The following is a 25,741-nucleotide window of genomic DNA, read 5'->3' as shown; positions in this document are numbered from 1 at the left end:
GTTTTTTGGCAGATAAACAGAAGAGATAAAGTGCATGAAGATCTCACCCCTCTTCTCTCCAGAGTCATGAAGGGTGAGTCGACCGCCCTTGAAATGCCGATTTTATTGCTATGAGCCAACCAGACCAAGGACCAGGTCTTTTTTTCATTCAGTTGTTAATTAATCATAAAAGATTAAATGCATATCACTGCTAGTCCTTGATTTCGCAAAAAATTCCGCTTCATTTCCTCCATCAACAAAGTTACCAATACCCCAGAAATACCCACATTCGCCTGGTTTTAGATATCTTGTTCCTACATAGTCATTATAACTTGTAGGATCGTACTCCCATAATTCAACTTTTAAATCACTATCTGGACCCACGTATCTATCCCGACAAATCTTATAATCTCCGCCAGTAGAGGCATACACATGACTTTCAGCACCATAAGAATAAAGGGTTTCTTCTCCTAAGTAATCCCATCCGGAACTCAATGGTTCTATGCTGCTTGCAAATGTAGAAGAAGGGACCAACAACGCAGCTACCAATGCAACGACAATCATTTTCAAATTTTTCATACTCATTCCTCCTCTCCCGTTTTGACTTGAAAAATCTTATTCGGCATATAATCCCAAAATCCTCCTGTTTTCTCCAAAAAAACGTTTTGTTATTATGCAACGGTTTTTGGAGTATCAAGTCCCTATAAGATGATTGATTCAACTATATCTATTGGGATCGCCCGAAGGGTCTGCTCATAGTCTGTAAGGCAGTAGGTTCGGTGAAAGAAGTTAAAAATGACATTTTGTGCTAACAAAATTGATGTTTCATGATCAATGTTCTTCGAAAAATTGTTTTCAGATTAGAGGGCAACCTGTTTTCTGACCTTGCTTGAAAAAATTTCCATGAATAGGTAGGAAATACTAGGAAAATAGTGGTGTATTATCTTAGAGGAGGAGAATCTATGAAAAAATTAAAAATTTTTCTTTTGTCTTTAGTTAGCAACTCATGTTTCTGCAGCAAGCAAAAATCTTGTCGTCCATTACATCGATATTGGACAAGGTGATGCAATATATATCAAAACACCAAAAGGTAACGACATCATAATCGATGCTGGCAACAAAGCAAAAGGAGACGATGTTGTTAAGTATCTCAAAAAGCAAAAAGTAGACGACATTGAGGTGATGATTGCAACCCATCCAGATGCTGATCATGTTGGTGGTTTAGACGAGGTTCTTGCTGCCTATCGAGTAGAAAATATTTATGCTCCAAAAGTATCTCATACCACACAAGCATACAAGGACTTTTTACAAGCAGTTAAAAGAGAAAAGAAAACCATTAAAACTGCAAAAAACGGTGCTACTTTGGGCTTAAAGGACAAGTCTATTAAAGCCAAATTTATTGGCCCTGTGAAAAACTATTCAAAAAGTGATCTAAATAACTGGAGTGCAGTCGTACATATTCAGTACAACAAAAACTCTTTCTTATTTACTGGTGATGCAGAGTTAAAATCTGAGAAAGACATGCTTTCCAAAAAATTATTATCAAAAGTTGATGTTTTAAAAGTGGGGCATCATGGGTCCAAGGATTCTTCATCTAAGGATTTCTTAAACAAAGTTAAACCCACATATGCAGTTATTAGTGTAGGTAAAGGAAACCGTTATAAGCATCCTACAAGTGAGACGTTGAATCGACTAAAGACGGTTAAATCGAAAGTGTATAGAACCGATAAAAATAGCACAGTTAAAATCACTAGCAGTGGAACTAAAATTTCTGTGAGTCCAGCAAAGAAATGAGTAAAGTTTTAAAAGGAATAATTGATCGTTTCGAAGGTGAAATAGTTGTTGTTGAGGTTGAAGGAGTAACCAAAGACTTTGATAAAGCCATTTTCCCAAAAGAAGCAACTGTTGGTGATGTTGTTGAAATTGAGGGGAATAAAGTAAGAGTTTTAAAAAACGAGACTGAAAAGCGTAGAAAAGAAGTAGAAAATTTAATGAATGATGTTTGGGAAGATTAAAAGAAAAAAGCTTTTTGGTTGATATGATCCCCATATTGTAGACAGAGATAAGAACGTTTATTATCTGTTTACAATAGGGGACTTTTTAATGTAACTAGGACGTAAAAACGGCGAAATTGGAAATATTAGAAGACAAAAAAACTTAAAGTGACATTCTTCTATAAGAAATCCTCAATCATTTAGGGTTTGTTTAAGATTGTTGTTGATTTTGTTGTTAAACTAACGGGGCAGATTAGTTTAACAAGGAGTTTGTAGTTTTTTAAGGAAAATATTATATTAAAACATTAACTATTAAGGGGGACGAGTTGGTGGATGTAGTTTTTCAAACGGAAAAAGCAGTTTTTAATTATCATGTAGCAGGAATTTTGATTAAAAATGGATACGTTCTTTTACATAAGGATGTTAATGATAAAAATTGGGCACTTCCTGGAGGAAGAGTTGAAATCACGGAAGAATCACAATCAAGTATCAAAAGGGAATTTCGGGAAGAATTAGGAATAGATATAAAGGTAGTTAGACTGCTTTGGGTAGTAGAAAATTTCTTTGAATATGATGGCAGAAGTTTTCACGAGATAGGTTTTTATTACAATATTTTATCAGATGAAAATTCCCTGTTAGTTGATAAAGAATCTTTTTATGGAGTGGAAGGAGAACGGTTGATTTTCAAGTGGATGCCGATAGAGAAGCTTGAAGAAGTAGCGTTATACCCAGAGTTTTTAAGAACGGCTCTAAATAATTTGCCAAAGAACCCAGAGCATTTCGTTGAAAAAAAGTAGGTAGTTGTCTTATGTTTTCTTGTTGAACTAACGGGTGCTTTACTTTAATAAAGAGTAAAGTATTTTTTCTTATTCAAGTAACGAGGCAGTTAGTACAATAAGAACATTATGACTATCTTATATATAAGAAATGGAGAGGATTCAAAGGAATGATTATTTTAGAAACTGAAAGGTTGTTTTTAAGACAGTATAAAGAAGAGGATATGTCTTCTCTTTATTCTATTTTTTCAGATTCTGAAACAATGAAATATTACCCATCTCCATTTAGCTTTGAACAAACTCAAAATTGGATTAAAAGAAATCAAGAAAGATACCAAGAAGATGGCTATGGATTATGGGGAATTTGTTTAAAAGAAAATAACGAATTAATAGGTGATTGCGGTCTGGTTAAACAAAAAGTGGATGGCAGAACGGAAGTTGAAATTGGTTACCATATCGATAAGATGTACTGGTCAAAGGGATTTGCATCGGAAGCAGCTAAAGGTTGCAAGGAATATGGATTTTATCAATTAGGCTTAAATAAGTTGATAAGCATCATTAATCCAAGAAATATTCCATCAATTCGTGTGGCAGAGAAAATTGGTTTTACTAAAGAAAAAGAATCCTTTATTTTTAATAAAAGCCATTATATATATTCGGGGTCTAAAGATACATAAGCTACCTACGCTTATTAAGCTAACTGGTGCTTTAGTGTAATAAGAGTTCAAAAAAGGACTACAATCAAGTCCTTTTTTGTTTTTCTAAATTTATCAACATTTATTGAAATGTTAAGAAGAGCATAAATAAAGACCTCGAAAAAAGAGGTAACTATAAAATATCTCATTTTAATTTTTGTGATTCTTATATTTTTTTAATTTGTCTAGATTCTCAAACTTTATTGATAACACCTCCCCATAATCCAAGCAAACAGTATAAGTTTTTTCAAACTCTGGTACTTGTATAAGTGAATTTTTGCCACAATTTGTGCAATCCATTAATTCCACCTCCCAACATCTATAATATATTGAAATTTGTTAAGTTTGAAATAATAATGAGTAAATTGCTTTAATTTAATCCTTTTCTTTGTTATCAGCATTTATCAAACCTCTGCAAAAAGATCACCGACCTTCTAAGCCGTCGATCGTGAGTTCGAATCTCTCTTGGGATTCATAACTTCTTTATTCTCGAAAAGGATGGACAGCACCGGAATACCATAAGCCCACCGATAGGGTAGGCTCCTTTTATTTAAGTTCAATAACTTTCAACGACCATTCCGACTCCTATATATTGATTCAAAACAACTTGACCACATGACCACCAAATTGACCACTTTTTATCCATATTGGGTCATATTCCACCCTATAATGAATATTCCCCCAATACTAAAATCTCGATCAAAATTGGGCATTCATATCGAAATATATCCGCATAACATCGATTGTACATACGATGCACGTGGAGTGTGTAGCGAGTTTATCCCTTAAATCATAGGGTTTTATTTAACTGTCGAAAAGGTGAATTGACCACATTCGGGAAATCAGGGGTTTTTGTGATTTTACTTACTGTTTCCTTCTAGATAATCGCTAAATGCTTGGATGCTTTTTTCCTTCATAACTGGAGTAACATGAATATATATATAAAAGGCAGCTTTCGGTAAGAAATTGAAAGCTGCCTTTATTCATTAGAATTTAATTGTATCCTGCTAGATCAACTTATACATTACCAGTCTAACTAATCAAAAGGAGATGAATTAGAATGATTTTATATTAGCTATTTGGTCTGACTCTTACGAGACCAAACAACTACAGGAATAAGCAATAGTGACAGAACCGCTCCAGAAATTGATAGTGCTGCATAACTAGAATGAGCGACTACCATTCCTGATAACGCCCCGCCGGAAGCCCCTGATAAAGCAACCAAGACATCAACCGACCCTTGAGTTTTTGCACGAATAGATGGATGTGTTGCATCTATAATGAGAGCTGTTCCACTTATTAGGCCAAAGTTCCAGCCCATACCAAGTAGTACTAACGCCAAGATAAGCAGTATCATTGAGTCTGCTGGTGCAAAAGCTGCCACTATACCAGAAGCCAGAAGTGTAGCACCAGAGACAATAGCCATCGCCATACGACCAATTTTATCTACTAGAATGCCGGTTACAAGAGAAGGTAAATACATAGCGCCTATATGAAACCCTATGACCAATCCTACTTCTTTCAGTCCATGGCCATGGTGTTCCATGTGTATTGGTGTCATGGTCATGATGGCTACCATAACGAGTTGAGTCAAAACCATAATTGTAGCCCCTACGACTGTTCCTCTTTTGTTTATAGTGGAACTTCCTTGATGTGATTCTATATCGACAGCATCTGTATCATAATTCTTTTGAGCATTTGCTAAAGCTGTAGACACCACTAAAGGATCTGGACGAAGAAAAATTAAAAGAACCAATCCGGCTAAGATAAAAGCAGTTCCTGATAAAATAAAGGGACCAGCCAAAGTCGGGACTCCAATAGAATCCGCAAATTCTCCCATCACATTGACCAAATTAGGACCTGCTACAGCACCAAAGGTCGTAGACACCATGGCCGTACTGGCAGCTGTTGCTCGCTGTTTAGTTGTTGCCAGATCTGTACCTGCATATCGTGCTTGTAAATTGGATGCAGTACCTGATCCATAAATAAGAAGAGAAATAAATAAAAGTGTGATGCTATTGATTAAGGTAGCCATGATAATGCCGATTGCTCCCAGCCCGCCTGCAAGAAAACCGCCTGCCAGTCCTGCTCTTCGACCAAAACGCTGAGAAGACCGACCTATGAGCCAAGCAGCTCCTGCAGATCCTAAAGTGAGTAAAGCAGTAGGAATCCCTGATACACTGTCTGTTCCAAGCATATCTTGGGCAATTAGTGCGCCTACCGTTATACCGGCTGCCAGCCCTGCTCCTCCCAAAATTTGCGAAAAAACCACGACTCTCAATGTTTTTTTATAGAGCTGCTTTTGTTTGTTTGGTGAATCTATATAGTCTTGCAACCAAATCGGTTGCTGTTTTGATTGAAAGCTATCTCTTGCTTTAATGGTCATAAACGGCACCTCCTAATAAAGTAATTTTTTAGCTTCTCGTGCTTGCCTTGCAGAAGGTTATCGATTTATGATTCCATTTCACCGCATCCACCCAATCATTCTTAGTAGAAACAGGACATGAAGGTGTTTTATCTAACATTCTGAAATTAAGACAAGTACGACAAACCATTAGCTATTTTCTTGTATCCTATTATCCTTCCATTTAGGATTCTGATATATTCATATTCAACTATCTTTCTCATCAGAAGAGGCTGAACTTCATGATTGCTTGATAAATAAGTTTAAGCAAATTGCAAAGTGGTCTTTTATCAATTGCTTCAGTCAATAATGAATCCAATCATTAAGAAGAAGCTCATGATTATTCACGACATAATCATAAGCTTCTTTCCTTTGCTCTTCTTAACATTTATACTACTCTTTTGGACCGTTTTTTTACCTTAAAATGTGTAGGATTCGCCATCATCTGGAACTAAAATATGAGAAGACATTCTTTTTTCATGAATAAATGTTTTCAGCTCTTCTCTTGATAGTCCCCAATGGTTCACAGCTTCCATATGGACTGAAATAATTTTGGCATTAGGAGCCGCCTTATACACTTCATAGATATCATCTTTTCCCATAATCAGAGAACCGAATTCTATTAATTGATTATCTCCACCATTGACCACAATGATGTCAGGTTTATGTTTATCAATCTCGTCCTGAACAGTATCATACCATACCGTATCTCCTGCTACATATAACGTTTTCTCATTTTGATGCTTGAAGACAACACCACACACTTCACCCATAGCTTTTAAAGTTTCTTCTCCTCTTCCGTGTTCACCTTTGGTTTTCACTAATTGGATACCTTTAAAGACCGTATCTTCTTGTAACACTTCTACATTTTGAAAACCAACGTTTCTCAGTTCTTTAGCATCTTCTTTGTTTTGTACAAACATTTTAATATCTTTTGGCAATATTCTTTGGGCCTCCTCATCAAAGTGGTCTAAATGTAGATGAGTGACAATGACAGCATCTACATTAATAATATTGTCAATTGATGTGGGTAAGCTCACTAAAGGGTTATATTGATCTTGTCTTATTGAATTTGAGAAAGGTGGATACGTACCTTTCTCAGCTAACATTGGATCTATTAAAAACTTTTTGTCTGCATATTTAACAACGATTGTGGCATTTCGAATTTGTTGAATGTTCATAAAAGACAACTCCTTTTCTTTAATCTACGTATAGCTTATACTATGTCCAGTGCCTCAATACATAGATAAAATCAAGTCTTTTATCCGTTTGACTTGATTTTTGAAAGGATTTGAAAATATGTTAGATCATACGGATATGAGTATCTTACATGAGCTATCTAAAAACAGTCGTATCAAGATGAAAGAATTGGGTGAGAAGGTCCATTTAACTGGCCAAGCAGCTGCGACTAGAGTAGCGAAATTAGAAGATAGTGGTGTAATTGAGGGATATACAATTAAAGTTAACAATTCTAAATTAGGGTATTTGATACATGCGTGGATTACGATTTATACCAAAAGTACGTATCATCAGCCTTATCTCTCTTTTGTAGAAACACAAGAAAACTATGTGTTAAATAATTATAAAATTAGTGGGGATGGTTGTTATCTTCTTGAATGTAAATTTCCCTCTAATGAAATATTAGATCAATTCTTGATAGACTTAAACAAGCATGTGAACTATAAATTATCAATTGTAATTAATAAATTGTAGTGAATACATTAGAAATGGTCACCACATAATTAGTTTTTCTCATAAATTGAACACTGATCTACAGAAGCGTGTAAATTAAAAGGCAAGTACAGAATAATCGTCTCTACTTGCCTTTTAATTGAACTCTATTGTTAATTTGTCTATATTAATGATTGCTTTTATTTGCTGCAAAAAATCCAGTCCAATAATACCATCTAATTCAAAACCATAATTCATTGCCCCAATTTCTAACAAAAATCTTTTGTCTCTGCTTGTCCGATTTTCTGTCTAGGGATTGCCCCTTCATCATAATCACTTGACACTTCAATCCAGCTTTCCCTCAAAATTAAGTAATCTTCTACTTTCAGGAATGGAAGTTCGAAATAGATAGTCTAAGGTAAACACTGCTACATCAATATTAATCTACAATTACTATTAGAGTCATGTGGAGTGCTGTTCACTGCTTGTAAAGAAAGAATTAGATGAAAGAAAAGATGTAACAGAAGGAAAAGAGCCTTTCCTGAGTGGAAGGCTCTTTTGTTATAGATGTATTTCAGTTTGTAATTGTTAAAATAACTAAGCTCAAGATAAGAATCTTTTGTTAATTTGTATTTTCCCCTTTGCCATTCAATCCATCTTTAATTAGTTCGTTGACTTCACTGTTCATGAGCAATCCCAAGTGGCTTGCACCGCTGATTTGAACGTTTTTCGCTCCATCAAGGGGTGAAAGACGATTGTTCACGACAAAGTCGTTGGTGCTGTAAATCGAAGTATAAAGAATTTTATCGTTAGGATCGGTACCCACTGGAGCTTTCGATGTTACCATTTTGTTTGGAGAGCCAAATGTGACGACATCGTTCACCTTGCTTCCTCCATCGTTGAGAATATAAGTCAGGGCATTAGGACCTCCCATGCTGTGTCCAACTATATCAACCTTGCTCTTTCCTGTTTTCTTTAACACTTCATCTACATAAGAAGCCAGCTGTTTTGCATTATTTTCATTATTACCAGATTTATCACTCATTTCAATAGCATACAGTTCATCATCGGACCAGCCTTGTTTTTTCAGATAATTTTCAATGCCGTAAAAGCTTGCGCCAATACCGCCAGCACCGTGAATGAAGATAACTGGATCATGGTCATTTGTTTGTGCTTTGGAAACAGAAGGCTGAATAGTAGCAGCAGACAAAATAATGGTCATGCATGCAATTAGTGAAAGTAGTAATCTCTTATTCTTCATAATACCCTCCTAAGTGTTTGACTGAATGCTTGCACTTTAATTGTTAAACATTTTGGAGGGAGGGACAACCAGTAATTTATACTAACGCTGGTAGATTAATGGTTTATAACAGGGAATAAGATGTAAATTTCCCTTAAGAAGTCAAGAAACAAGAAAACTAATAAAACTAGATTCTTTTTATCTGTTATTCACATTTCCAGATACATCCGTGATTCTTCAATCGATACTACTATTTATGCCAGGTCGGCCGTAGTTTGTCTAAGGATCTACCTGAGATGTAGCCGAGAGGAGAAAACTTGCCCCATACTTCAATATAATGAAGCCCGGAGTGCTGTTCACTACCTGTAAGAAAAGAAAACAGTAAGTAAAGAGATTTTCCAAAAAAAGAAGAGGCTCTTAATCATGATGAGATTTTATTATCAAAGTGAACTTTCTTCTGTAGAACTACACTCCTTTGAAATATGTTTAAACTTTTCACACACCATCAATAAGAACAACCGGCACAAATAGATCATCAAGCTGCCGCGCAAAGGTAAGGACCATGTCATCTCCTTCTCGTTCTAACTTTACCTGACTGCCATCAGCTAGCAGGCAAGCCTCACCATCTATGGATACTTGCTTTACTTTTATTTTTGACCCGCTATGATTACCCAGTAACATCAGGTAAAGCTTTTTGTCTTTTTTAGTAAAGCGGATAGCCTCTCCGGTCTCTGTGATTGCTTCTGCCTGTGTCCATGGCCTAGTGCCATAGACAGCATCCCCATTTTGATTCAGCCATTCCCCGAATTTTGACAATCTGCTAAGTTGTTTATCCGGTATTTGTGCATCTTCACCGCGAGGGCCTGCATTTAGAAGTAAATTCCCGTTCTTGGACACAGCATCGATAAAATCTAAAAATAATGTCTCAAAGGAGGTGTAGTCATCATCGCTCTCATTGCGGTTATAGCCGAATGAATTTCCGATTCTACGTGTCATCTCCCATTTTTTTGCTTGTATGATCGGTGAATTTAGTGTATTCCGGTGTCGTAAAATCACTATGGGGAATAACAGGTTGGGAAAAGGCAGAGTGAATATCGGGATTTTTCTTGATCATTTGCTTCACCATTAAATCCATCAATGCTCGTACAGGTTTCAGTCCCAACAGCTTGTTGACCGGGCTTGCAGCTTTCCATCGATCATTTACCACACCGTCTGGAACAACATCATAATAATAGGCAAACAATCGGAATAGTCGTTCCTCGTTAGTTGGCCAGCTGATGTCATTCCATAAAATGTCTGGGTGGTACCTGTCTATTAGCTCACGGATTTGGGTATCGGCGTAGTCCAGATAATTACCACCAGGTGTAGAAAACGAATAATCAATAAACGTCTTTGAAACCCTGCGCTGAAACGTCCAGTCAATTCCACCTGAATAGTAGATGCCAAAACGCATTCCTTCCTTTCGAACTGCTTGAGCTAACTCACCTATAATGTCACGCTTGCTAAACCAATTTTCCTCGTGGGGATTTTTTACTTCAGTCGGCCATAAGCAAAAACCATCATGGTGTTTTGAAACGATTACTACGTATTTTGCTCCGGCGTCGCTAAAGGTTTTTACCCAAGCAGAAGGATCCCAATTTACCAGTCCATCCATAAAGATCTCTTTAAATTCCTGATAAGGCATCTTTCCATAATTAGCTTTGTGATATTGAGCGGATGGTGTATCAGGATCTTTGATTGCATTCCAATAGCCTTCAGAATATGGGTAGACCAGCATTGCCCGGTCATAATCTGTCTTTAAAGTTTCTGCAAAACTACCCAGGGGTGCAAATCCAGGGACAGAATAGGGCCCCCAGTGGATAAACACGCCAAACTTAGCATCTTCAAACCATTGATTTCATAGAGGGTTTTGATATACCAAGTATTTTATTACATTACGTAACGTCATTAGCAAGAGGAATATTTGTTAAAAAATGAATGGTTAATGTGTAATATTACAAGAAACAGGGAATTCTATTGGGAAAAATTAAAGATTTTTTGGGAGGGAAAAAATACGAGAGATTAATTGAAGAAGTTTGAGAAGCAGAAGCATCGCTTACTTTACAAATGATTAGAATGATAAATATATCCAGCTTACAAAAGGTTGTTGTTCCCAGACAATTAGACTCTATTTCTTCTCCATGTTAGGCCATTGCTACCGAAGGCAGAGTGTCCGGCTAATATATAATCCTTTATATATTTTCCAAACATGCCTTTTTATAGAAATAAAGTAATAGTAAAATTACTATTTATTACATATTTGGATAAGTAGAAAGCAACTTTTAAAAATTATGTTAGATAACCTTCCCGAAATACTTACAAGCATTTCTTACTACTGTATGTTTGAAGTATCAAAGCTAAAGGGGTTGTCAAAATGAAAAAAAATGATATTGGATTTCTTACATTTTTAGTTTTATCAGTGAAAGTTGCATTTACTTACTGATATGGAAAAACTTTAACCCTCTACAATCAATCTTTAGATCCGTTGATTGGATTAAAACCTCAATTTCAAGGCTGTATACATCATACAATTCCATCTTAAAAAAACAACTATGAATCAATCCTTTATCATCAAAGGGTTGATTCATAGTTGTTTTTGTGTCAGTGAGAAACCTTTTCATACCATTGATTTATCAAATAATTGAAAAACTAATAATATAATATTACCACATAAAAATTTCCGAAAAGAAATAAATTTCTAATTAAAAATTTGTTAACCTATTGACACAAAAGGTTAACAAATTTATTGTTTAATTGTCAACTTACTATATATTTAAGTTAACAATTGAAAAGTGAAAATTTATTGGATCGCTTAGTATATGAACAATAGGATAGTCTATTTAAAACTTTTTTACTTTTCATGGTGTTCAAAATCAGTTGGCAAGGTTGGTGGATAAGAAGTATGGAAGAGCAAAAGTATTATAGTGTCAGGATGAGAGCTGCCAAGAATGGATCTCATGAAGAGGGTGGAAAACATATATCTGGTGGAGAACTCATTTCAACCTATAGCAATATGAAACATGCTGTAAATGCTTTATTGGAAAAGGGCTTAAGTCATTCAAGAGGAAATCCGGATTTTATGCAGATTCAGTTTGAATCAATTGATCAGCCTATAAAACGAATCAAGCCATTACAAATAAAGACACATGAAGTGGAATCAGCAGGTATGGGACTTGAGGTGTCTTGGTGGCTTATAGAAAAATCTGGTATCGAAAGGAATGTCATTGAAAAAGCATATAAACATATGACTGAATATTCGGGAATTAATGGAGCGATATTGATTGATAGTCATTCAGGTGAACGAATTGATGACAGGGACAAAAAAGGTGTACGCGTTTCCAGAATGGACTGGTTGAAAGCCAATTTTGAAAGATGGGCTGACTACTATAAAATGCCTAAGAATTCCAGAGTGAAGGAGGCACTTACGCTTGCAACAAAGGTTTGTGAGCATCCAGCTACTGTCGCAGAATTATGCTGGTCAGATGATCCGGAATACATAACTGGTTATGTTGCAAGTAAAAAGCTGGGGTATCAACGCATTACGAAGCTGAAAGAATATGGAGAAGAAAGAGGTTGCCGAATCTTCTTTATTGATTTATCAAAAGAATTGAATTCATATATACACTATTTAGAAAAACAGCCGGTTTTTATTCAATGGGAGGAAGAGAAGAACACAAAAAATTAATTGAAAGAAGGAACCCAGCTGCCTTATTCGCCAATGAAGGCAAAAAGAGCCCTTTCTTGCTAGATTATCAGGTTACTTAAAAATGAGAGAGTTTGATATGCAAACGAGATCGAAAGGTAATGTTTTTATGCTTCCGCTGATCAGTACACGAGTAACAAACGAGGTGACGAATGTTGAAGTTTGATGGGTGGTTAAGTCATCGATTAGATAAAACAAAAGAGGAAGGTTTATATCGGCAATTACCATCAATAAATACTTCTCGAAGTCCGGAGGTTTTTAGTGTTGGAAAAAGACAAATTGTCTTCTCATCCAATAATTATTTAGGGCTGAAGGATGATTTACGTTTGGTATATGCAGCTGAAACGGTTTTACATGAATTCGGGGTAGGCAGCAGCGGCTCAAGATTAACGACTGGTCATACAAAATGGCATCATAAACTTGAAGAAAGAATCGCGAACTTTAAGCAAACGGAAGCAGCCCTCCTGTTTTCAAGTGGTTATTTAGCTAATGTCGGTGTGTTGTCATCTTTACCTGAAAAAGGAGACGTACTTCTAAGCGATCGATTAAATCACGCGAGCATTATCGACGGTTGTCGTTTATCAAAGGCTGACACGATGATTTATAACCATCTTGATATGGATGATCTTGAAAAAAAATTGAAAGAATCAGAATCTTATCAGCGACGTTTTATTGTAACAGATGGAGTATTCAGCATGGATGGTACGATCGCGCCGCTTGATAAAATAATGTCACTTGCTAAACACTATCATTCATTCGTAATCGTTGATGATGCACACGCAACGGGTTGTTTAGGTGAGAACGGAAGAGGTACAAGCGAATATTTCGGTGTATCTCCAGATGTGGTTATTGGTACTCTTAGTAAAGCAATTGGTACAGAAGGCGGGTTCGTAGCGGGATCGAAAGTGTTAATTGACTATTTGCTAAACCATGCCAGAACATTTATCTTTCAAACTTCGATTTCGCCGTCAATTTGTGCTGCTTCATACGTAGCCCTGGAGATTATTGAACATAAAAAGAAACACCATCAATTGCTTTCAAAAGTAATCCAGATTAAAAAAGGCTTAGTTGAAATGGGTTATACCGTAAAGGGTGGCAATACGCCGATTATTCCTGTCATCATTGGAGAAGCCAGGAAGGCTTTGATATTTGCGGAAAGACTGCAGGAAGAAGGAATATTCGCACCAGCGATTCGTCCGCCAACTGTAGCATATGGAGAAAGCCGTATTCGATTAACGGTCACAACTGACCACAGTTCAAAAGAAATAGATTACTTGTTAAAGACTTTTGATGCAATAGGAAAAGAGCTGAACATAATTAAATAAACGGATATTTTTAACAGGAACGGATACTGAGTTGAGAGAAAATCTATATCAAGTGAAGTTGGATTGGAGGCATAGAATGACAAATGATTTAAATCAAAAGCTAGAAGCACCATTTTCACTTTCTTCTCATGAGTTTTTAACAAATCCTTATCTTATTTACGACAAGCTGCGTTCTAAACATCCTATTTTTAAGGAGCATTCATTTAAATATCCAGGTTGGTATGTAACGGGGTATGAGGAGGCAGTTGCGGTTCTTAAAGATACCAGATTTAAAAATCGTATACCTCTGACTCAAACATCAAAAAAATATGAACATCTTAAAAATATCCAGAATGATATGATGCTTTTTAAGAATCAACACGATCATAAACGTTTACGTATGATGGTTAGTAAAGTATTTACCCCAAATGTTGTCGAAGGATATCGTCCTTTTATTGAAGAAACTGTAAATGATCTGCTTAATCAGGTACAGAATAAGAAAAGCATGGACGTTGTTTCAGATTTTGCGTTTCCTTTAGCAAGTCTTATTATAGCAAAAATTTTAGGAGTTCCAGCAGAAGAGCGCTATCAATTTAGAGAATGGACTGTAAGCTTAATCCAAACGATTGACTTTACCCGGTCAAGAAAGACATTAGCAAATGGAAACCATACAACCAAGATGTTAATCGCTTATTTTAAACAGTTAATAAATAAGCGAAAACATATTCCTCAGAATGACCTCATCAGCATGTTAATACTAGAGGAAGAGCAAGGTGAGAAGCTTACAGATGAAGAATTACTCGCTACATGTATTTTACTTGTGATCGCCGGACATGAGACAACGGTAAATCTCATTAGCAATTCGGTTCTGGCTTTATTGAACCACCCCGAGCAATTAATGAAGTTAAAGGAAAATCCATCCCTTATTAAAATGGCCGTCGAGGAATTTTTACGTTATGAGAGCCCGACACAGATGACAGCGCGCATTGCATCGGAAGATACCGAAATGAATGGAATCACCATAAAAAAAAGCGAGCAAGTCTACATTCTGCTTGGGGCAGCCAATCGTGATCCCAAAAAATTTATTGATCCTAATGTGCTTGATATCACGAGGAATCCGAATCCTCATCTTGCATTTGGATATGGAATTCACTTTTGTTTAGGTTCATCATTAGCACGCCTTGAAGCACAAATTGCTATTGTAACTCTCTTGCAGCGAATGGATAATCTCCAATTGGTTACACCAGACCTACACTGGAGAAACCTAATGGGTTTTAGATCATTACAAGAATTGCAAATAACCTTTAACTGAAGTAGTAGCATACACAAGTCAAAATTTAATAGATTATAGATCAGAAGCAATTAGGGATTATATGTAAATGCTAATATAGGAAAAATATAGTTTTGGAGTGATCACCTCTTAGAACACGATGGTCTTAATAGGTGATTCTCTTTTTAAAATGTGATAATAAATGAGGCTTTCCGCAGAGAATACAGTAGCGAATGATGTGATATGGATTAAAGATGGTTTTGAGGGAAATTAAGCACTGAGTGCATTCAGAATCTTATAAGGATAATATCTTCCGTTTTTCATGCAAAAATTCCTCTTCAGTAAGGAAGCCTTGTTCTTTTAATCTTGCTAGTTTTTCTAGCTGCTCAACTGAATTGTCACTTTGTTTTCTATAAAACTGCGAAACGAGAACCAAGATTTGATTTTGACTAATACGTTTCAGTACTCTGTAACCGTGATTTGAAGCTGTTGCGATACCGTAAGCGTTTGGTTTGCAGTAATAATTTTCTTGGGATGTGCCATCATCCCGGACAAGAAGCTGCCCCATTAAACCAACTGCCACCCATTCAGGTCTTTTGGAACGTGGAATATATTCCTTCGAAGAATCCCAATTAGGGTTAAGTACTGGTTTTCGTTCTGTTCGCTCGGGCAAGATCATATTACCCTCGTCGTCAAATATCGAAGGAATTGTGCTATCTTCGTACAAAATTTCTCCCCATTCGGAAGTCAGGTATTTGTCTTTCCATCGAAGTTCCCAGCCGCCCGCCAAGAAAGCCGGCTTTGCGCTTATGATACCCAGTATAAAATCATCTTTGTCATTTGCGATGCGTACTTTATTCTTTTCTAACGTGACGAAATAACCAAAATCGATCGGATTTCCATCTGCCGTTTCGAACATTTCCGCATAATCTGCTGCAGGAGTTGTAACAGCCCCATCAATTTTGACGTTGCCGTTGCTTAATATTTTTGCAGCCAACCCCGGTGTTGAGGCATCCGTACCATTTGCAAGATACCATGAATACGGTAGCTCGTTTGCCGCACCGAATCTTCCCATGACATGAACACCTTCTAAAAGGTTTGCATTCGTCGATTGTCCTTCTGTGTGGGAAAAGGTTCCGGATGCCACTGTGTTTACACCCTCCGCGTGCGAAGTAAAACCGCTGGCAATGTTAAGTGCTCCTTCAGCATGTGCGTTTTGGCCGAGCGCCTGCGTCTGGTTTCCCTCAGCATGGGAAAGATCGCCGGAAGCGACTGAACGCTGGCCCTCTGCATGGGCAAAAATTCCGTCAGCAGTTGTTAAGTTTCCTTCTGCATGAGATGCCCTCCCATTGGCTTCCGTATTATCGCCTTCAGCATGTGAAGATTCTCCTTGAGCTATTGTCCCTTGTCCTTCTGCATGAGAAACGATTCCGCTGGCGACCGTATTTTCGCCCTCGGAATGAGACGCAATGCCAGACGCGGTAGTCAGATTTCCCTCGGCATGGGAATGTGCTCCACTAGCAACTGTAAAATGCCCTTCCGCATGGGAGGTAAATCCGCTAGCTGTGGTAGAGGTTCCTTCTGCGTGTGCAGTATCGGCTGTCGTTTGCGTACGGAATCCTTCTGCATGTGACGCTGAGCCTCCTGCTGTGGTCATGCTTCCCTCGGCATGGGCAGAACCAGCATTTGTAATTGTTTGAAATCCCTCGGCGTGGGATGCAGCCCCATTTGCTGTCGTATTTAATCCTTCCGCTTCCGAACAGAATCCTATTGGATTTCGATTACATCCATTTGTCATAAGTATACCTCTCCTTTTATTATTAGAAAAAAGAATTTCTCTATTAATCTGTGTCCAAGAATATTAGATTAGGTGAATGGTATAAATGAAGTTAGATTATTAAATACAACTATTATTCATATTTTATGTTACAGCAAACATTGGTATAGATAATTGGTCCAATTGAAGAGGAATTTCCACGCTAGTCCCACTGTGAAGAAAAGCTATGGAGATAGCTTCTATTAAATTTCCGTATTTAAAAAGACATATTCTATCTTAGGTGGTTCACCCGAAAAATCTGAACCAACAAATTGTAATTTTATGTTAAAATAAACAGATAGATAGTTCTGAGAAAGTTTATACAAAATTAAAAGTAAATGGTGATGAGAAGTGAGTTTGAAAAATAAGAAACAAAAATTATTTATTTCCCTCATAATTCTTTTGCTAGCCGCGGTAGTCTTGACATTTGTATTATGGCATCGAGGTATCTTTATTCCTAATGCTTCCAATGTCAAAAAATATTCAGTGAAAGGCGTGGATGTGTCAGCTTATCAGGGTGAAATAAGTTGGCCAAAAATTCAGGAACAGAATATACGATTTGCCTTTATCAAAGCTACTGAAGGGAGCACTTTTGTTGATAAGCAATTTTCTGACAACTGGAAAAATGCAAAAAGTACAAACTTGCGAATAGGAGCCTATCACTTTTTTAGTTATGACAGTGAAGGCAAGAGGCAAGCCGAGAACTATATAAAAAATGTACCCATAGACGAACAAGCATTGCCTCCAGTAATTGATGTTGAATTTTATGGGGACAAAGAAAAAAATCCTCCTAATCGCATGGAAGTAGAAAAAGAGCTCAAAGAAATGGTGAAAATGCTAGAAGACCATTACGGTAAACGAGTTATTCTTTACACTACACAAAAAGCCTATAATTTGTACATACAGGGCAGTTATGACCAATGTGATATATGGATAAGAGATGTTTTTACGAAACCTTCTTTGTCAGATAAAAGGGCTTGGACATTTTGGCAGTACACAGACCGAGGGCTTTTGGAAGGGTATAATGGAAGTGAAAAAGAAAAGTTCATTGACCTGAATGTTTTTTATGGCAGCGAGAATGAATTTTTAAAATATGGAGATTAGAAAATTAGAGGGAAATAGTTCAGGGGTGCTCCGAGAAATTCCAAAAATGGAAATTCTAAATTTTACAAAGTAGTAATAATAATCAAACACTATATTAATAAATGGTTGATACACAAAATATTTAAACAGCAATATGCCGATTGTTCCAGCTCAGAAATTTATAGATGAAGAGAATACCGATATGTCTGATTTTTTCCCGAACATGCTTGATTTAGGCAAGAGTGAAGAAGGAAAACAGAATGCCCTTCCTTTTGCGGTAAGTACGCCAGTCGTTTACTACAATAAAGATTTGTTTAAAAAGGCTGGATTAGATCCTGAAAATCCTCCGAAAACAATTGACGAAGTCCGCGAAGCTGCCAAGAAACTAACAACCGGCGGCCAGCAGGGTATTTTCTATGATTATACAATGACAGGAGCCTGGATCTTCCAAGCAATGGTTGAAACAATGGGCGGTCAAATGGTTTCTGATGACGGCAAATCGGTTGGATTCGATCAAGAGCCAAGCGTAAAAGCCCTTCAGCATTGGACAGATCTTGTGAATAAAGATAAGTCAATGCCGAAAGTAGAAGCGGCACAAGCGCTTCAATCGTTTACTTCTGGAAAATTGGGAATGTATATTACTACGACTGCTTCTTTAGGTTCCATTCGATCATCGAGTAAATTTAATTTAGGAGTTGCTCCTTTCCCGACGGATGGAGAACATGAACGAAAAGTTCCTGCCGGAGGCAACAATCTTTTCATCATGAAATCGACAAGCGAGAGGGAAAAAGGCGCTTGGGAATTAGTGAAATATCTTACTTCTCCTGAAAGCACTGCAAGTGTAGCAAAAACAGTCGGTTATATGGCAACGCGTAAAAGTGCGGTTGAAAAGGAAGAATTGTTGGGTGGATATTTAAAAGAAAACCCGTTGGCTGCCGTAACCTATACACAAACTTCGAATATGGTTCCATGGAATAACTATTCCGGAAAAAGCGGTACACGTATTTATAAAGTTATACAAGATAATCTTGAAGCTGCGCTTTCTAATCAAAAAACACCTGAGGAAGCGATGAAGGATGCTGCAAATGAAGGGAACAAGTTACTAGATTAAGATTAAAGCATATGATATACAAAAGAACAGTCAAAATCACCTCTTAGGATATGAATATCGTAAGAGGTGATTTTCTTTTTGGGCTAGATGATAATAACCTTCAAAAAGAATCCTTTTCCTGCTGTAGTTTTTGGTGCTTCCACAGGATACTTAACCTACACCAATCATTATCACCCCGATAACAATCATTGCAATAATCGCCTGCGGAATAAGGGGAATCCAGTAGTTAATCTTCTTATTCAGTTTAAACAGAAGAGTATAGAATGTTTGGCGCATGTTAAGCTGAAGTTTGCTCTAGCTTTCAGCAATTATAATCAGACAGAAGGATAATTACTTTTCTTCGTTTGAATCGAAAAGGAAGCAAAAGCAGCAATCATTCCCACGATTACCAAACATCCGCCCACCAATGGCGTGTTTGTTACAGTCCCTGTCGAGTTCACGATAAGACCGCCTAATCCTGCGCCAAAAGCAATGCCAAACTGTAAGACTGACGTATTTAAACTTAACGCCAAATCGGGGGATTACGGTGTTTGCTAAATAAAATAAGTTTGCAGTGTTGGTGACGTCATCCATGCAGAACCAATCCATAACGCCACCAAAATGGCAGCTGTCATTCCTGTAGCTGTTAGAATTGATAAGAAAATTAAGACAAGAGCATGAATACTCATGCTGAAGAATACTGTTTTTGGTATTCCCCATCGATATCGATCGGCACCATATCCTCCCAAGGAAGATCTGGTCATTGCAAGTCTTCTTATTTATTCTTAACCAGCATATCGCTGTAAATATTAATTTTTTGATTAATCATACCTTGATAAGCTACTAGTTGATCTACTCGTGATTTTAAGTTTTCTTTTTGTTTTTCAAGCATGATGATACGTTGGTCAATTGTTTCGTTTCCCTGTATGATCAAACGTACAAATTCCTTTAAATCGGAAATTGCCATACCTGTAGCGCGGAGACAACAGACAAATTTAAGCAATTCAATGTCTTTCGTTTCATACATGCGAATGCCGTTATCATTACGGTTAACGAATGGAATAATGCCTTCTTTTTCGTAATATCGCAAAGTGTGGATTGATAAACCTGTTTGATCTGATACTTGACCAATCGAATAGTTCATACTTTATTCCTCCAGTATTAATTATTAATTAGAAATACCATCAGATAAAAAAGGGGTCTGCCATTCAATTTTTGACGATTGTATAAATATCATTTACGTGATTCTATTAAGCATGTATTTTCATATTCTCAAATAATTTGGAATCAATCAATTTCATTTTACTTAAAATAAATACCCACCTGCAAAAAAGGTGAGCAGATGTTTATTTTACTAAGATAGCAGATGCTGTTACGACTAGAAATACTGGCCATACAAGTGGTATTTTTATTGTACATATGTCATGGATGGCAGCTTATTAGACTGAACTTCAATAGAGGTGATATAATGCAAACTTCGATTCTATTAGTGGTACTTATCATTTACCTATTAATTTTTAGGGGAGTCAAAAACGGCAAAATGACTTTCACTGTCAAAAAATTTATCTTCGGCTTGGTTGTAACTATTGTAATAATTAATGCGATAATGTTTTTGATTATGTAAATATAAAGAAAGATAAGGGACTTTTCAGACAGCCCCATGAAATATTTTTTTCTCAAATTTCTTGTTTTGTTGGTCTCACAATCATTTCATTGACCGCCGTATACTCAGGTTGAGAGATTGCAAATAGAATGGAATGAGCCATGGATTCTGCAGGTATGGCAATTTTTTTAACCTCATCTAAACTGTGTAGGACTTCTTCATTCGTAATCGTATGAAACAACTCTGTTCCCACTGTTCCAGGTGAAAGAATTGTAATGCGAATGTTATTCTCAGCTTCTTCTTGCCGCAAGCCATCAGAAATCGCTCGTATTGCATATTTTGTTCCTGAATAGACAGAAAATGTCTTTCTGACTAAGTGTCCTGCAACGGACGACACGTTAATAATATGTCCTTGCTTTCGTTCCCGCATATGCGGAAGAACCGCGGCAATCCCATAAAGCACACCTTTAATATTGACATCAATCATTTGGTCCCATTCACTTACCTTCTTTTCATGTAAATAAGATAGCGGCATGAGACCAGCATTGTTAATTAGAACATCAATTTGTCCATAGGTTTCGAGAGTAAAACGGGCAAGCTCTTCCATATCCTCTTCTGAAGCAACATCAGTCACTTTAAATACTGCTGTTCCTCCTTGTTTTTCAATGTCTGACTTAAGTTCCTTCAAGCGTTCTTCACGCCTGGCAGCAAGTACAACCTTAGCTCCATTATTAGCAAGCACTTTCGCAGCAGCTTCACCGTTTCCGCTTGAAGCTCCGGTAATAATAACGACTTTACCTTCAACATTTCTCAATTCAAACCATCCTTACTAAGATCAAGGTTTTTTAAGTATAGAACCTGGAGTGTACTCTAGGTCAACGTTTATGTGAGAAAATTATGTGAATTTTGTGTGAATTAAGTTCAATTGTTTGATTGTGTATTAAATATCGTCTTACTATGAAATTATTAAATGAAGATGGGATGAGATCGCTTGCATCCACCATTACAGGCCAAGTTAGAAAGTAATATGAGAAAAATACAATCGGGGGAGTTAGAACAGTGAAAGACATGAATCAATTATTTCGTAAAAGGATCGATATTCCCGAAACCGAACAAATCAAATTTGAGTCGTTGGGAAAGGTTCTTGAAAAAATGGCAAAAACATTTCCTTTTGAAAATTTACGTATGATTGAAAACAAAACACGTGACATTACCAAAGAGAATTTGATAGATAAACTGCTGGTGAAAAAAGAAGGCGGGCTTTGCTACGAATTAAATTCATGCCTTTATTTTTTCTTAGTGGATAATGGCTTTGATGCAGCCTTAGTTCGTGGAGTTACATACAATGATGAGACACAAAAATGGTATCAACTTGGAAGAACCCATGTCACAATCTTATTAAAACACGAAGAACAAACATATCTTGTTGATACTGGTTTTGGAGCTAATTTGCCACTTAGACCTGTTCCTATAAATGGAGAACCTGTATCGTCTCCTAACGGTGAATTTCGGATCAAAAAGGCTGATCATGACTTCGGAGATTATATTCTTGAGATGAAGCGGAAATATAAAGATACAAATTGGAAAATAGGTTATATTTTTGATACAAAACGCCCTGTAAGCGATGTCGCAGAATTTAATCAGATCCAAAAAATTCTTAGCGAAAATGAAGAGTCTACGTTTAATAAACAGCGATTAATCACCCAGCTTACAAACGCAGGAAATGTAACGTTAACCGATACTTCCTTTACACAATGGGTTGATGGAAAACTGATCAAAGAAAAGATTGAAAAAAATAAATTTCTAGAGTTAGCAAAACAACACTTTGGAATTGAATAATCACAGATTGATTGGGCGTTTCTGTATGACGCCCATTTTTATTTAAATACGGATCTTTTGCAGCTTGGACTTAAAGTCGGTCTCAGTACACTAGAATTAAGTATTTATCTTTTGACTATCGGTGTCTTCTTAGCGTAAATATCTGGTGACAACCATAAATCCTAAAAAATTCATGCAAAACTTGGAGAAGCATTTGCAAAAAAAACGACCTCCTTCAAAAAGTACCCTATAGACTAGACACTTTAAAAAAAGGTCTATCTTAGGGTGCTTTTTTGTATAATTAAGAAAAAATAGGCTGGGGAAAGATTGTGTCAAGAAAGTCTGTGTAAGGGAAAACTATTCAAAATCGTACTCTCTGATCTGAGCCGGCTTTTATTTTGTTTGATGTTGGAGGAGGGAGGCTAACTTTCCTCCTCCAACATATTTATTCTCCGTTATGATATCTTTTATTGAGCATTATCATGTTTAGTCATTGTTCTTGCTTTTTGATCATCAACGATTGGTGTAAATCTTTGTCAACAACTTTTCCATTTTGTAATGATTTAACGTTTGCTTTGTCACTACTAATATTTGTTATAATAGCTTCAACATATTGAAGCGCTTTCTTACGTTTGTCATAAAAAAACAGAAAATCCATGTATTGTGTTTTTCAATATGATCAGACTTTTTAAAGCTCCCTAATAATCGGCTATGTAGTTGGCCGTCTTTTCGCAACTTGTCATATACTTCTGCACTGGTTGAATCGATGCGTTACAGCTCAATCTTTAAATTTATTAGTAACTCCTCATTTGATTTCATATTATTATTCTATTCATTAGATATCAGCCAATCAAACGAGAAGCGTTAAATAAAAACAAAAAATAAAGCGCTTAAATTTGCATCGTTCGATGAGTAATATTACATCAAAGGGGGACTAAAATTTGTATACACGGTTTAAAAAACTGTTTACTATTAAAGGATATAGCTTATTCGTCATTTGTTTACTGCTGATTGGAATCGGTTCTTCTATTACAAACCCGTATTTACCTCTATATTTAACTGAAGATTTTGGAATGAGTACGGGAGCTTTTGGCATTTTCATGGCGGTGATTTTGTTAAGCGGCGTGATCGTGAACTCTCTCATTGCAAAACATTCAGATAGAGGGGTAGACAGAAAGTGGATTATTATTGTAGCCACAATTTCATCTGCTTTGGGGTTTGCTTCCTATTTAGTATTTCATAATTTCTTTATTCTGCTGATTGTTGTCTGCCTTTTTAACGCATTTGGGGCTCCAGCCATACCGCAAATCTATGCTTCCGCACAGGAATCGGCAAACGCAAGTAACTCCGACGATAATACTTTTGCGATGTCTACATTACGGTCCCTTATATCTCTAGGATTCCTAATAGGTCCATTAGGCGGGACAGTCATTTTGGGATCTCTTGGATACAAGGGTCTCTTTCTAGGAACAGCCGCCATTTTTCTCATCACTGCATCTCTTGTATACCTGTTTTTGCAAAGACAAAAAGCGGTTCAAAAGAATACCAAGAAGAAAAAAAGTTCAGATACCTATTCACTCAAAAGCAAGGAAATCAATCAGCCGCTTATTGCTTTTATCTTTCTGTTTGTGGTCAATACCATTAGTATGATCATCACACCGTTATTTATTGTGAATGAGCTTCAGGGGACACATATGGATGTCGGATTAGTAGTCAGTATTTGTGCTGGTTTGGAAATTCCGATTATGCTTGTGCTGGGTGCTTTGGGTAAAAAGATTTCAAACCATTCCCTAATGATTTACGGCTGCTTGATCGCTGTTATTTATTACACCATTTTAAGTGTGTCGACCCATACCTGGCAGCTGATCGCAGCGCAGCTCCTACAGGCAACGTTTGTGGCTATTATCATGGGTAATGGATTAAGCTATTTCAATGATCTGCTTCCTAATTCACCAGGAATTACCACAACCATCTATATGAACGGAGCCACCATTGGAAGGTTAATAGGAAGTCTTGGTGGCGGTTTCATTGCTCAGTTTGTTGGGTACCGTAATGTTTTTTGGGTGTGTCTGGTACTTGTCATATTCTCGTTCTTTATCTTATGGAGAGTAAGACAACTTGGAAAACCTACTGGAGTTACGAGCGAAGTGGATGCATGACCAAGCCCAATTGGAAATCCTTTGTTCTATGGGTGCCTAGTCGATTTCTTTGTTCATGCATTTTACGATACAAAATCATTCGAGAAATATCAGCGTTCTTAGCAGCATCTACTCGATTAAAAAGATATAAAGCATACTGACATGACTAGATCCGTAATATTGTGCCAGATAGATTAATAGACTCTAGAAAGAATCTGGTGGAAAGAAATTGATAAAAAAGGGAGTTTTCGATTACAGCAAAATTTAGTTAGCCAACATTATCGAATTATTGACGACCAGCAGTATCGATGGTTTAGTTCGTTTGATAAACAAGAAGCAAACACACGGTTAAATGAGTAATTCAGGGGAGAGTGAGGTTTTGAAAAAGAAGAAAAGGACTATTATATTATCATTTTTCATCTTAGCTTTACTAGGAATATTTTTAGCCGTTTATACAGCAATAAATGGAAATCCTATTAGTGACTATCTGATGAAGAGGGAAACAAAAGCATATCTTTTAGAACAAGGATATACGGAGAAAGAAATTTCTAATATTGAAGCTACATATAATCTAAAACATAATACTGGGCGCATCAAAGGAACCATTGCATACGTTATATTTAAAGATGATCCGAAAGAAAGATATTTATATATTCAATGGAGAGAGACTAAGCAAATTCAGCAGCATTGTGAATATTATGATGAACAAACGAAAGCGTGGAAAATAGACTATACAGAAAAAAGAAAACATATGGATAAAAAATGCACTGTTAAAAACTAATTTTATGTTGAAAGACTATTTTTAAATTAACGGGACTTTAGTGGAAAACTAATAACACGAGCGTTGTGTTATATTTGCCAACATTGGTATTTAGGACATTATTTACAAGAACGGACTTCAAATCAAGCAGTATTTCTTCTTGAAAAAAATATCATACATACATATGTACCTTATTTACTTTTACCGTACGGTAAATCTATTCAAGTTATTGAGCCAATAAGTCTTAAGAATAGACTTATTGAAGTTCTGTCGGAATCTTCAAGTAATATAACTTCCCTGACGTTAGCTGTCAGGGAAGTTATATTATAATAGGCTATATCAATTGTGATTTGGAGTG

23 protein-coding genes and 3 pseudogenes are annotated in these 25,741 nt (G+C 36.6%); 15 read left to right on the top strand and 11 right to left on the bottom strand.

What is annotated here, in order from left to right; all coding sequences use genetic code 11:
* Window positions 1-159: 159 nt before the first annotated feature.
* A complete protein-coding gene (locus JOC74_RS16815) occupies window positions 160-558 on the bottom strand; it encodes a YndA family protein (protein WP_053605820.1) in 399 nt (132 codons plus the stop codon).
* A 465-nt stretch (window positions 559-1,023) separates the two neighbouring features.
* On the opposite strand from JOC74_RS16815, the gene JOC74_RS16810 reads away from it, so the two are divergent.
* The 4 genes from JOC74_RS16810 to JOC74_RS16795 all read left to right on the top strand — a co-directional run bounded on the left by JOC74_RS16810 (window position 1,024) and on the right by JOC74_RS16795 (window position 3,426).
* Window positions 1,024-1,773 (top strand): ComEC/Rec2 family competence protein, encoded by a 750-nt coding sequence (locus tag JOC74_RS16810; protein WP_312883841.1) that lies wholly within the window; start codon window positions 1,024-1,026, stop codon window positions 1,771-1,773.
* Window positions 1,770-1,994: a DUF3006 domain-containing protein gene (locus JOC74_RS16805; protein WP_053605821.1), complete on the top strand. Its 225-nt coding sequence runs from the start codon at window positions 1,770-1,772 to the stop codon at window positions 1,992-1,994. Before JOC74_RS16810 ends, JOC74_RS16805 begins: the two co-directional genes overlap by 4 nt.
* A gap of 308 nt (window positions 1,995-2,302) precedes the next feature.
* Window positions 2,303-2,770, top strand: a complete 468-nt coding sequence (locus tag JOC74_RS16800) for an NUDIX hydrolase (RefSeq protein WP_053605822.1) — start codon at window positions 2,303-2,305, stop codon at window positions 2,768-2,770.
* Window positions 2,771-2,919: 149 nt separating this feature from the next.
* The gene (locus tag JOC74_RS16795; RefSeq protein WP_053605823.1) at window positions 2,920-3,426 is read left to right on the top strand and encodes a GNAT family N-acetyltransferase; all 507 of its coding nucleotides are present in this window, start codon (window positions 2,920-2,922) and stop codon (window positions 3,424-3,426) included.
* 1,093 nt (window positions 3,427-4,519) lie between these two features.
* Here the strand turns inward: JOC74_RS16795 and JOC74_RS16790 are convergent.
* The gene (locus tag JOC74_RS16790) at window positions 4,520-5,830 is read right to left on the bottom strand and encodes an MFS transporter (protein WP_053605824.1); all 1,311 of its coding nucleotides are present in this window, start codon (window positions 5,828-5,830) and stop codon (window positions 4,520-4,522) included.
* A gap of 437 nt (window positions 5,831-6,267) precedes the next feature.
* Window positions 6,268-7,029 (bottom strand): MBL fold metallo-hydrolase, encoded by a 762-nt coding sequence (locus JOC74_RS16785; RefSeq protein ID WP_053605825.1) that lies wholly within the window; start codon window positions 7,027-7,029, stop codon window positions 6,268-6,270.
* A 118-nt stretch (window positions 7,030-7,147) separates the two neighbouring features.
* On the opposite strand from JOC74_RS16785, the gene JOC74_RS16780 reads away from it, so the two are divergent.
* Window positions 7,148-7,561 carry an Lrp/AsnC family transcriptional regulator gene (locus JOC74_RS16780; protein WP_053605826.1) on the top strand — a complete coding sequence of 138 codons (414 nt, stop codon included), beginning with the start codon at window positions 7,148-7,150 and terminating at the stop codon, window positions 7,559-7,561.
* Between the two features lie 580 nt (window positions 7,562-8,141).
* Here the strand turns inward: JOC74_RS16780 and JOC74_RS16775 are convergent.
* The 3 genes and pseudogenes from JOC74_RS16775 to JOC74_RS16765 all read right to left on the bottom strand — a co-directional run.
* A complete protein-coding gene (locus JOC74_RS16775; protein WP_053605827.1) occupies window positions 8,142-8,780 on the bottom strand; it encodes an esterase/lipase family protein in 639 nt (212 codons plus the stop codon).
* Window positions 8,781-9,254: 474 nt separating this feature from the next.
* Window positions 9,255-9,755 (bottom strand): alpha-L-fucosidase, encoded by a 501-nt coding sequence (locus JOC74_RS16770; RefSeq protein ID WP_053605828.1) that lies wholly within the window; start codon window positions 9,753-9,755, stop codon window positions 9,255-9,257.
* Window positions 9,745-10,641 (bottom strand): annotated as a pseudogene (locus JOC74_RS16765) (alpha-L-fucosidase); the annotation flags it as partial. The pseudogene JOC74_RS16765 and the gene JOC74_RS16770, both read right to left, overlap by 11 nt.
* Before the next feature lie 1,059 nt (window positions 10,642-11,700).
* Here JOC74_RS16765 and bioW point away from each other — a divergent pair.
* The 3 genes from bioW to JOC74_RS16750 all read left to right on the top strand — a co-directional run bounded on the left by bioW (window position 11,701) and on the right by JOC74_RS16750 (window position 15,117).
* Complete coding sequence (gene bioW / locus JOC74_RS16760) at window positions 11,701-12,483, top strand: 6-carboxyhexanoate--CoA ligase (protein ID WP_053605830.1); 783 nt, start codon at window positions 11,701-11,703, stop codon at window positions 12,481-12,483.
* Between the two features lie 173 nt (window positions 12,484-12,656).
* Window positions 12,657-13,826: an 8-amino-7-oxononanoate synthase gene (gene bioF / locus JOC74_RS16755; RefSeq protein WP_053605831.1), complete on the top strand. Its 1,170-nt coding sequence runs from the start codon at window positions 12,657-12,659 to the stop codon at window positions 13,824-13,826.
* Between the two features lie 76 nt (window positions 13,827-13,902).
* Window positions 13,903-15,117, top strand: a complete 1,215-nt coding sequence (locus JOC74_RS16750; RefSeq protein ID WP_053605832.1) for a cytochrome P450 — start codon at window positions 13,903-13,905, stop codon at window positions 15,115-15,117.
* Between the two features lie 253 nt (window positions 15,118-15,370).
* On the opposite strand, the gene JOC74_RS16745 is transcribed toward JOC74_RS16750, so the two are convergent.
* Window positions 15,371-16,873: a peptidase G2 autoproteolytic cleavage domain-containing protein gene (locus JOC74_RS16745; protein WP_211086231.1), complete on the bottom strand. Its 1,503-nt coding sequence runs from the start codon at window positions 16,871-16,873 to the stop codon at window positions 15,371-15,373.
* A gap of 375 nt (window positions 16,874-17,248) precedes the next feature.
* Here JOC74_RS16745 and JOC74_RS16740 point away from each other — a divergent pair, with 375 nt between their 5' ends.
* Entirely contained in the window at window positions 17,249-17,995 is a 747-nt protein-coding gene (locus tag JOC74_RS16740; protein WP_053605834.1) for a glycoside hydrolase family 25 protein, read from the top strand.
* 133 nt (window positions 17,996-18,128) lie between these two features.
* Complete coding sequence (locus JOC74_RS16735; protein WP_082364309.1) at window positions 18,129-19,085, top strand: ABC transporter substrate-binding protein; 957 nt, start codon at window positions 18,129-18,131, stop codon at window positions 19,083-19,085.
* 314 nt (window positions 19,086-19,399) lie between these two features.
* Here JOC74_RS16735 and JOC74_RS24005 read toward each other — a convergent pair whose 3' ends face one another.
* The 4 genes from JOC74_RS24005 to JOC74_RS16720 form a co-directional block, all read right to left on the bottom strand.
* Window positions 19,400-19,525, bottom strand: coding sequence for a hypothetical protein (locus tag JOC74_RS24005; RefSeq protein WP_264080143.1), 126 nt, complete (start codon window positions 19,523-19,525; stop codon window positions 19,400-19,402).
* A gap of 93 nt (window positions 19,526-19,618) precedes the next feature.
* Complete coding sequence (locus tag JOC74_RS16730) at window positions 19,619-19,828, bottom strand: hypothetical protein (protein WP_053605837.1); 210 nt, start codon at window positions 19,826-19,828, stop codon at window positions 19,619-19,621.
* An 11-nt stretch (window positions 19,829-19,839) separates the two neighbouring features.
* Window positions 19,840-20,208 carry a MerR family transcriptional regulator gene (locus JOC74_RS16725; protein WP_053605838.1) on the bottom strand — a complete coding sequence of 123 codons (369 nt, stop codon included), beginning with the start codon at window positions 20,206-20,208 and terminating at the stop codon, window positions 19,840-19,842.
* 532 nt (window positions 20,209-20,740) lie between these two features.
* On the bottom strand, window positions 20,741-21,481 hold the full coding sequence (locus JOC74_RS16720) for an SDR family oxidoreductase (RefSeq protein ID WP_053605839.1): 741 nt from the start codon (window positions 21,479-21,481) through the stop codon (window positions 20,741-20,743).
* A gap of 245 nt (window positions 21,482-21,726) precedes the next feature.
* Here JOC74_RS16720 and JOC74_RS16715 point away from each other — a divergent pair, with 245 nt between their 5' ends.
* The 5 genes and pseudogenes from JOC74_RS16715 to JOC74_RS16700 form a co-directional block, all read left to right on the top strand.
* Window positions 21,727-22,506, top strand: a complete 780-nt coding sequence (locus JOC74_RS16715) for an arylamine N-acetyltransferase family protein (protein ID WP_053605840.1) — start codon at window positions 21,727-21,729, stop codon at window positions 22,504-22,506.
* A 920-nt stretch (window positions 22,507-23,426) separates the two neighbouring features.
* Window positions 23,427-24,644 carry a sugar efflux transporter gene (locus JOC74_RS16710; RefSeq protein WP_053605841.1) on the top strand — a complete coding sequence of 406 codons (1,218 nt, stop codon included), beginning with the start codon at window positions 23,427-23,429 and terminating at the stop codon, window positions 24,642-24,644.
* 189 nt (window positions 24,645-24,833) lie between these two features.
* Window positions 24,834-24,983 (top strand): annotated as a pseudogene (locus JOC74_RS23660) (transcriptional regulator); the annotation flags it as partial.
* Window positions 24,984-25,002: 19 nt separating this feature from the next.
* Window positions 25,003-25,404 carry a DUF3139 domain-containing protein gene (locus tag JOC74_RS16705; RefSeq protein WP_053605842.1) on the top strand — a complete coding sequence of 134 codons (402 nt, stop codon included), beginning with the start codon at window positions 25,003-25,005 and terminating at the stop codon, window positions 25,402-25,404.
* 63 nt (window positions 25,405-25,467) lie between these two features.
* Window positions 25,468-25,713 (top strand): annotated as a pseudogene (locus JOC74_RS16700) (hypothetical protein); the annotation flags it as partial.
* Window positions 25,714-25,741 lie beyond the last annotated feature (28 nt).

The sequence above is a fragment of the Bacillus capparidis genome (assembly GCF_017832095.1).
Lineage (GTDB): Bacteria > Bacillota > Bacilli > Bacillales > Bacillaceae > Bacillus > Bacillus gobiensis.
Note: the sequence above shows the minus strand (reverse complement) of the source record. Positions and strands in the feature narration are given on the sequence as shown.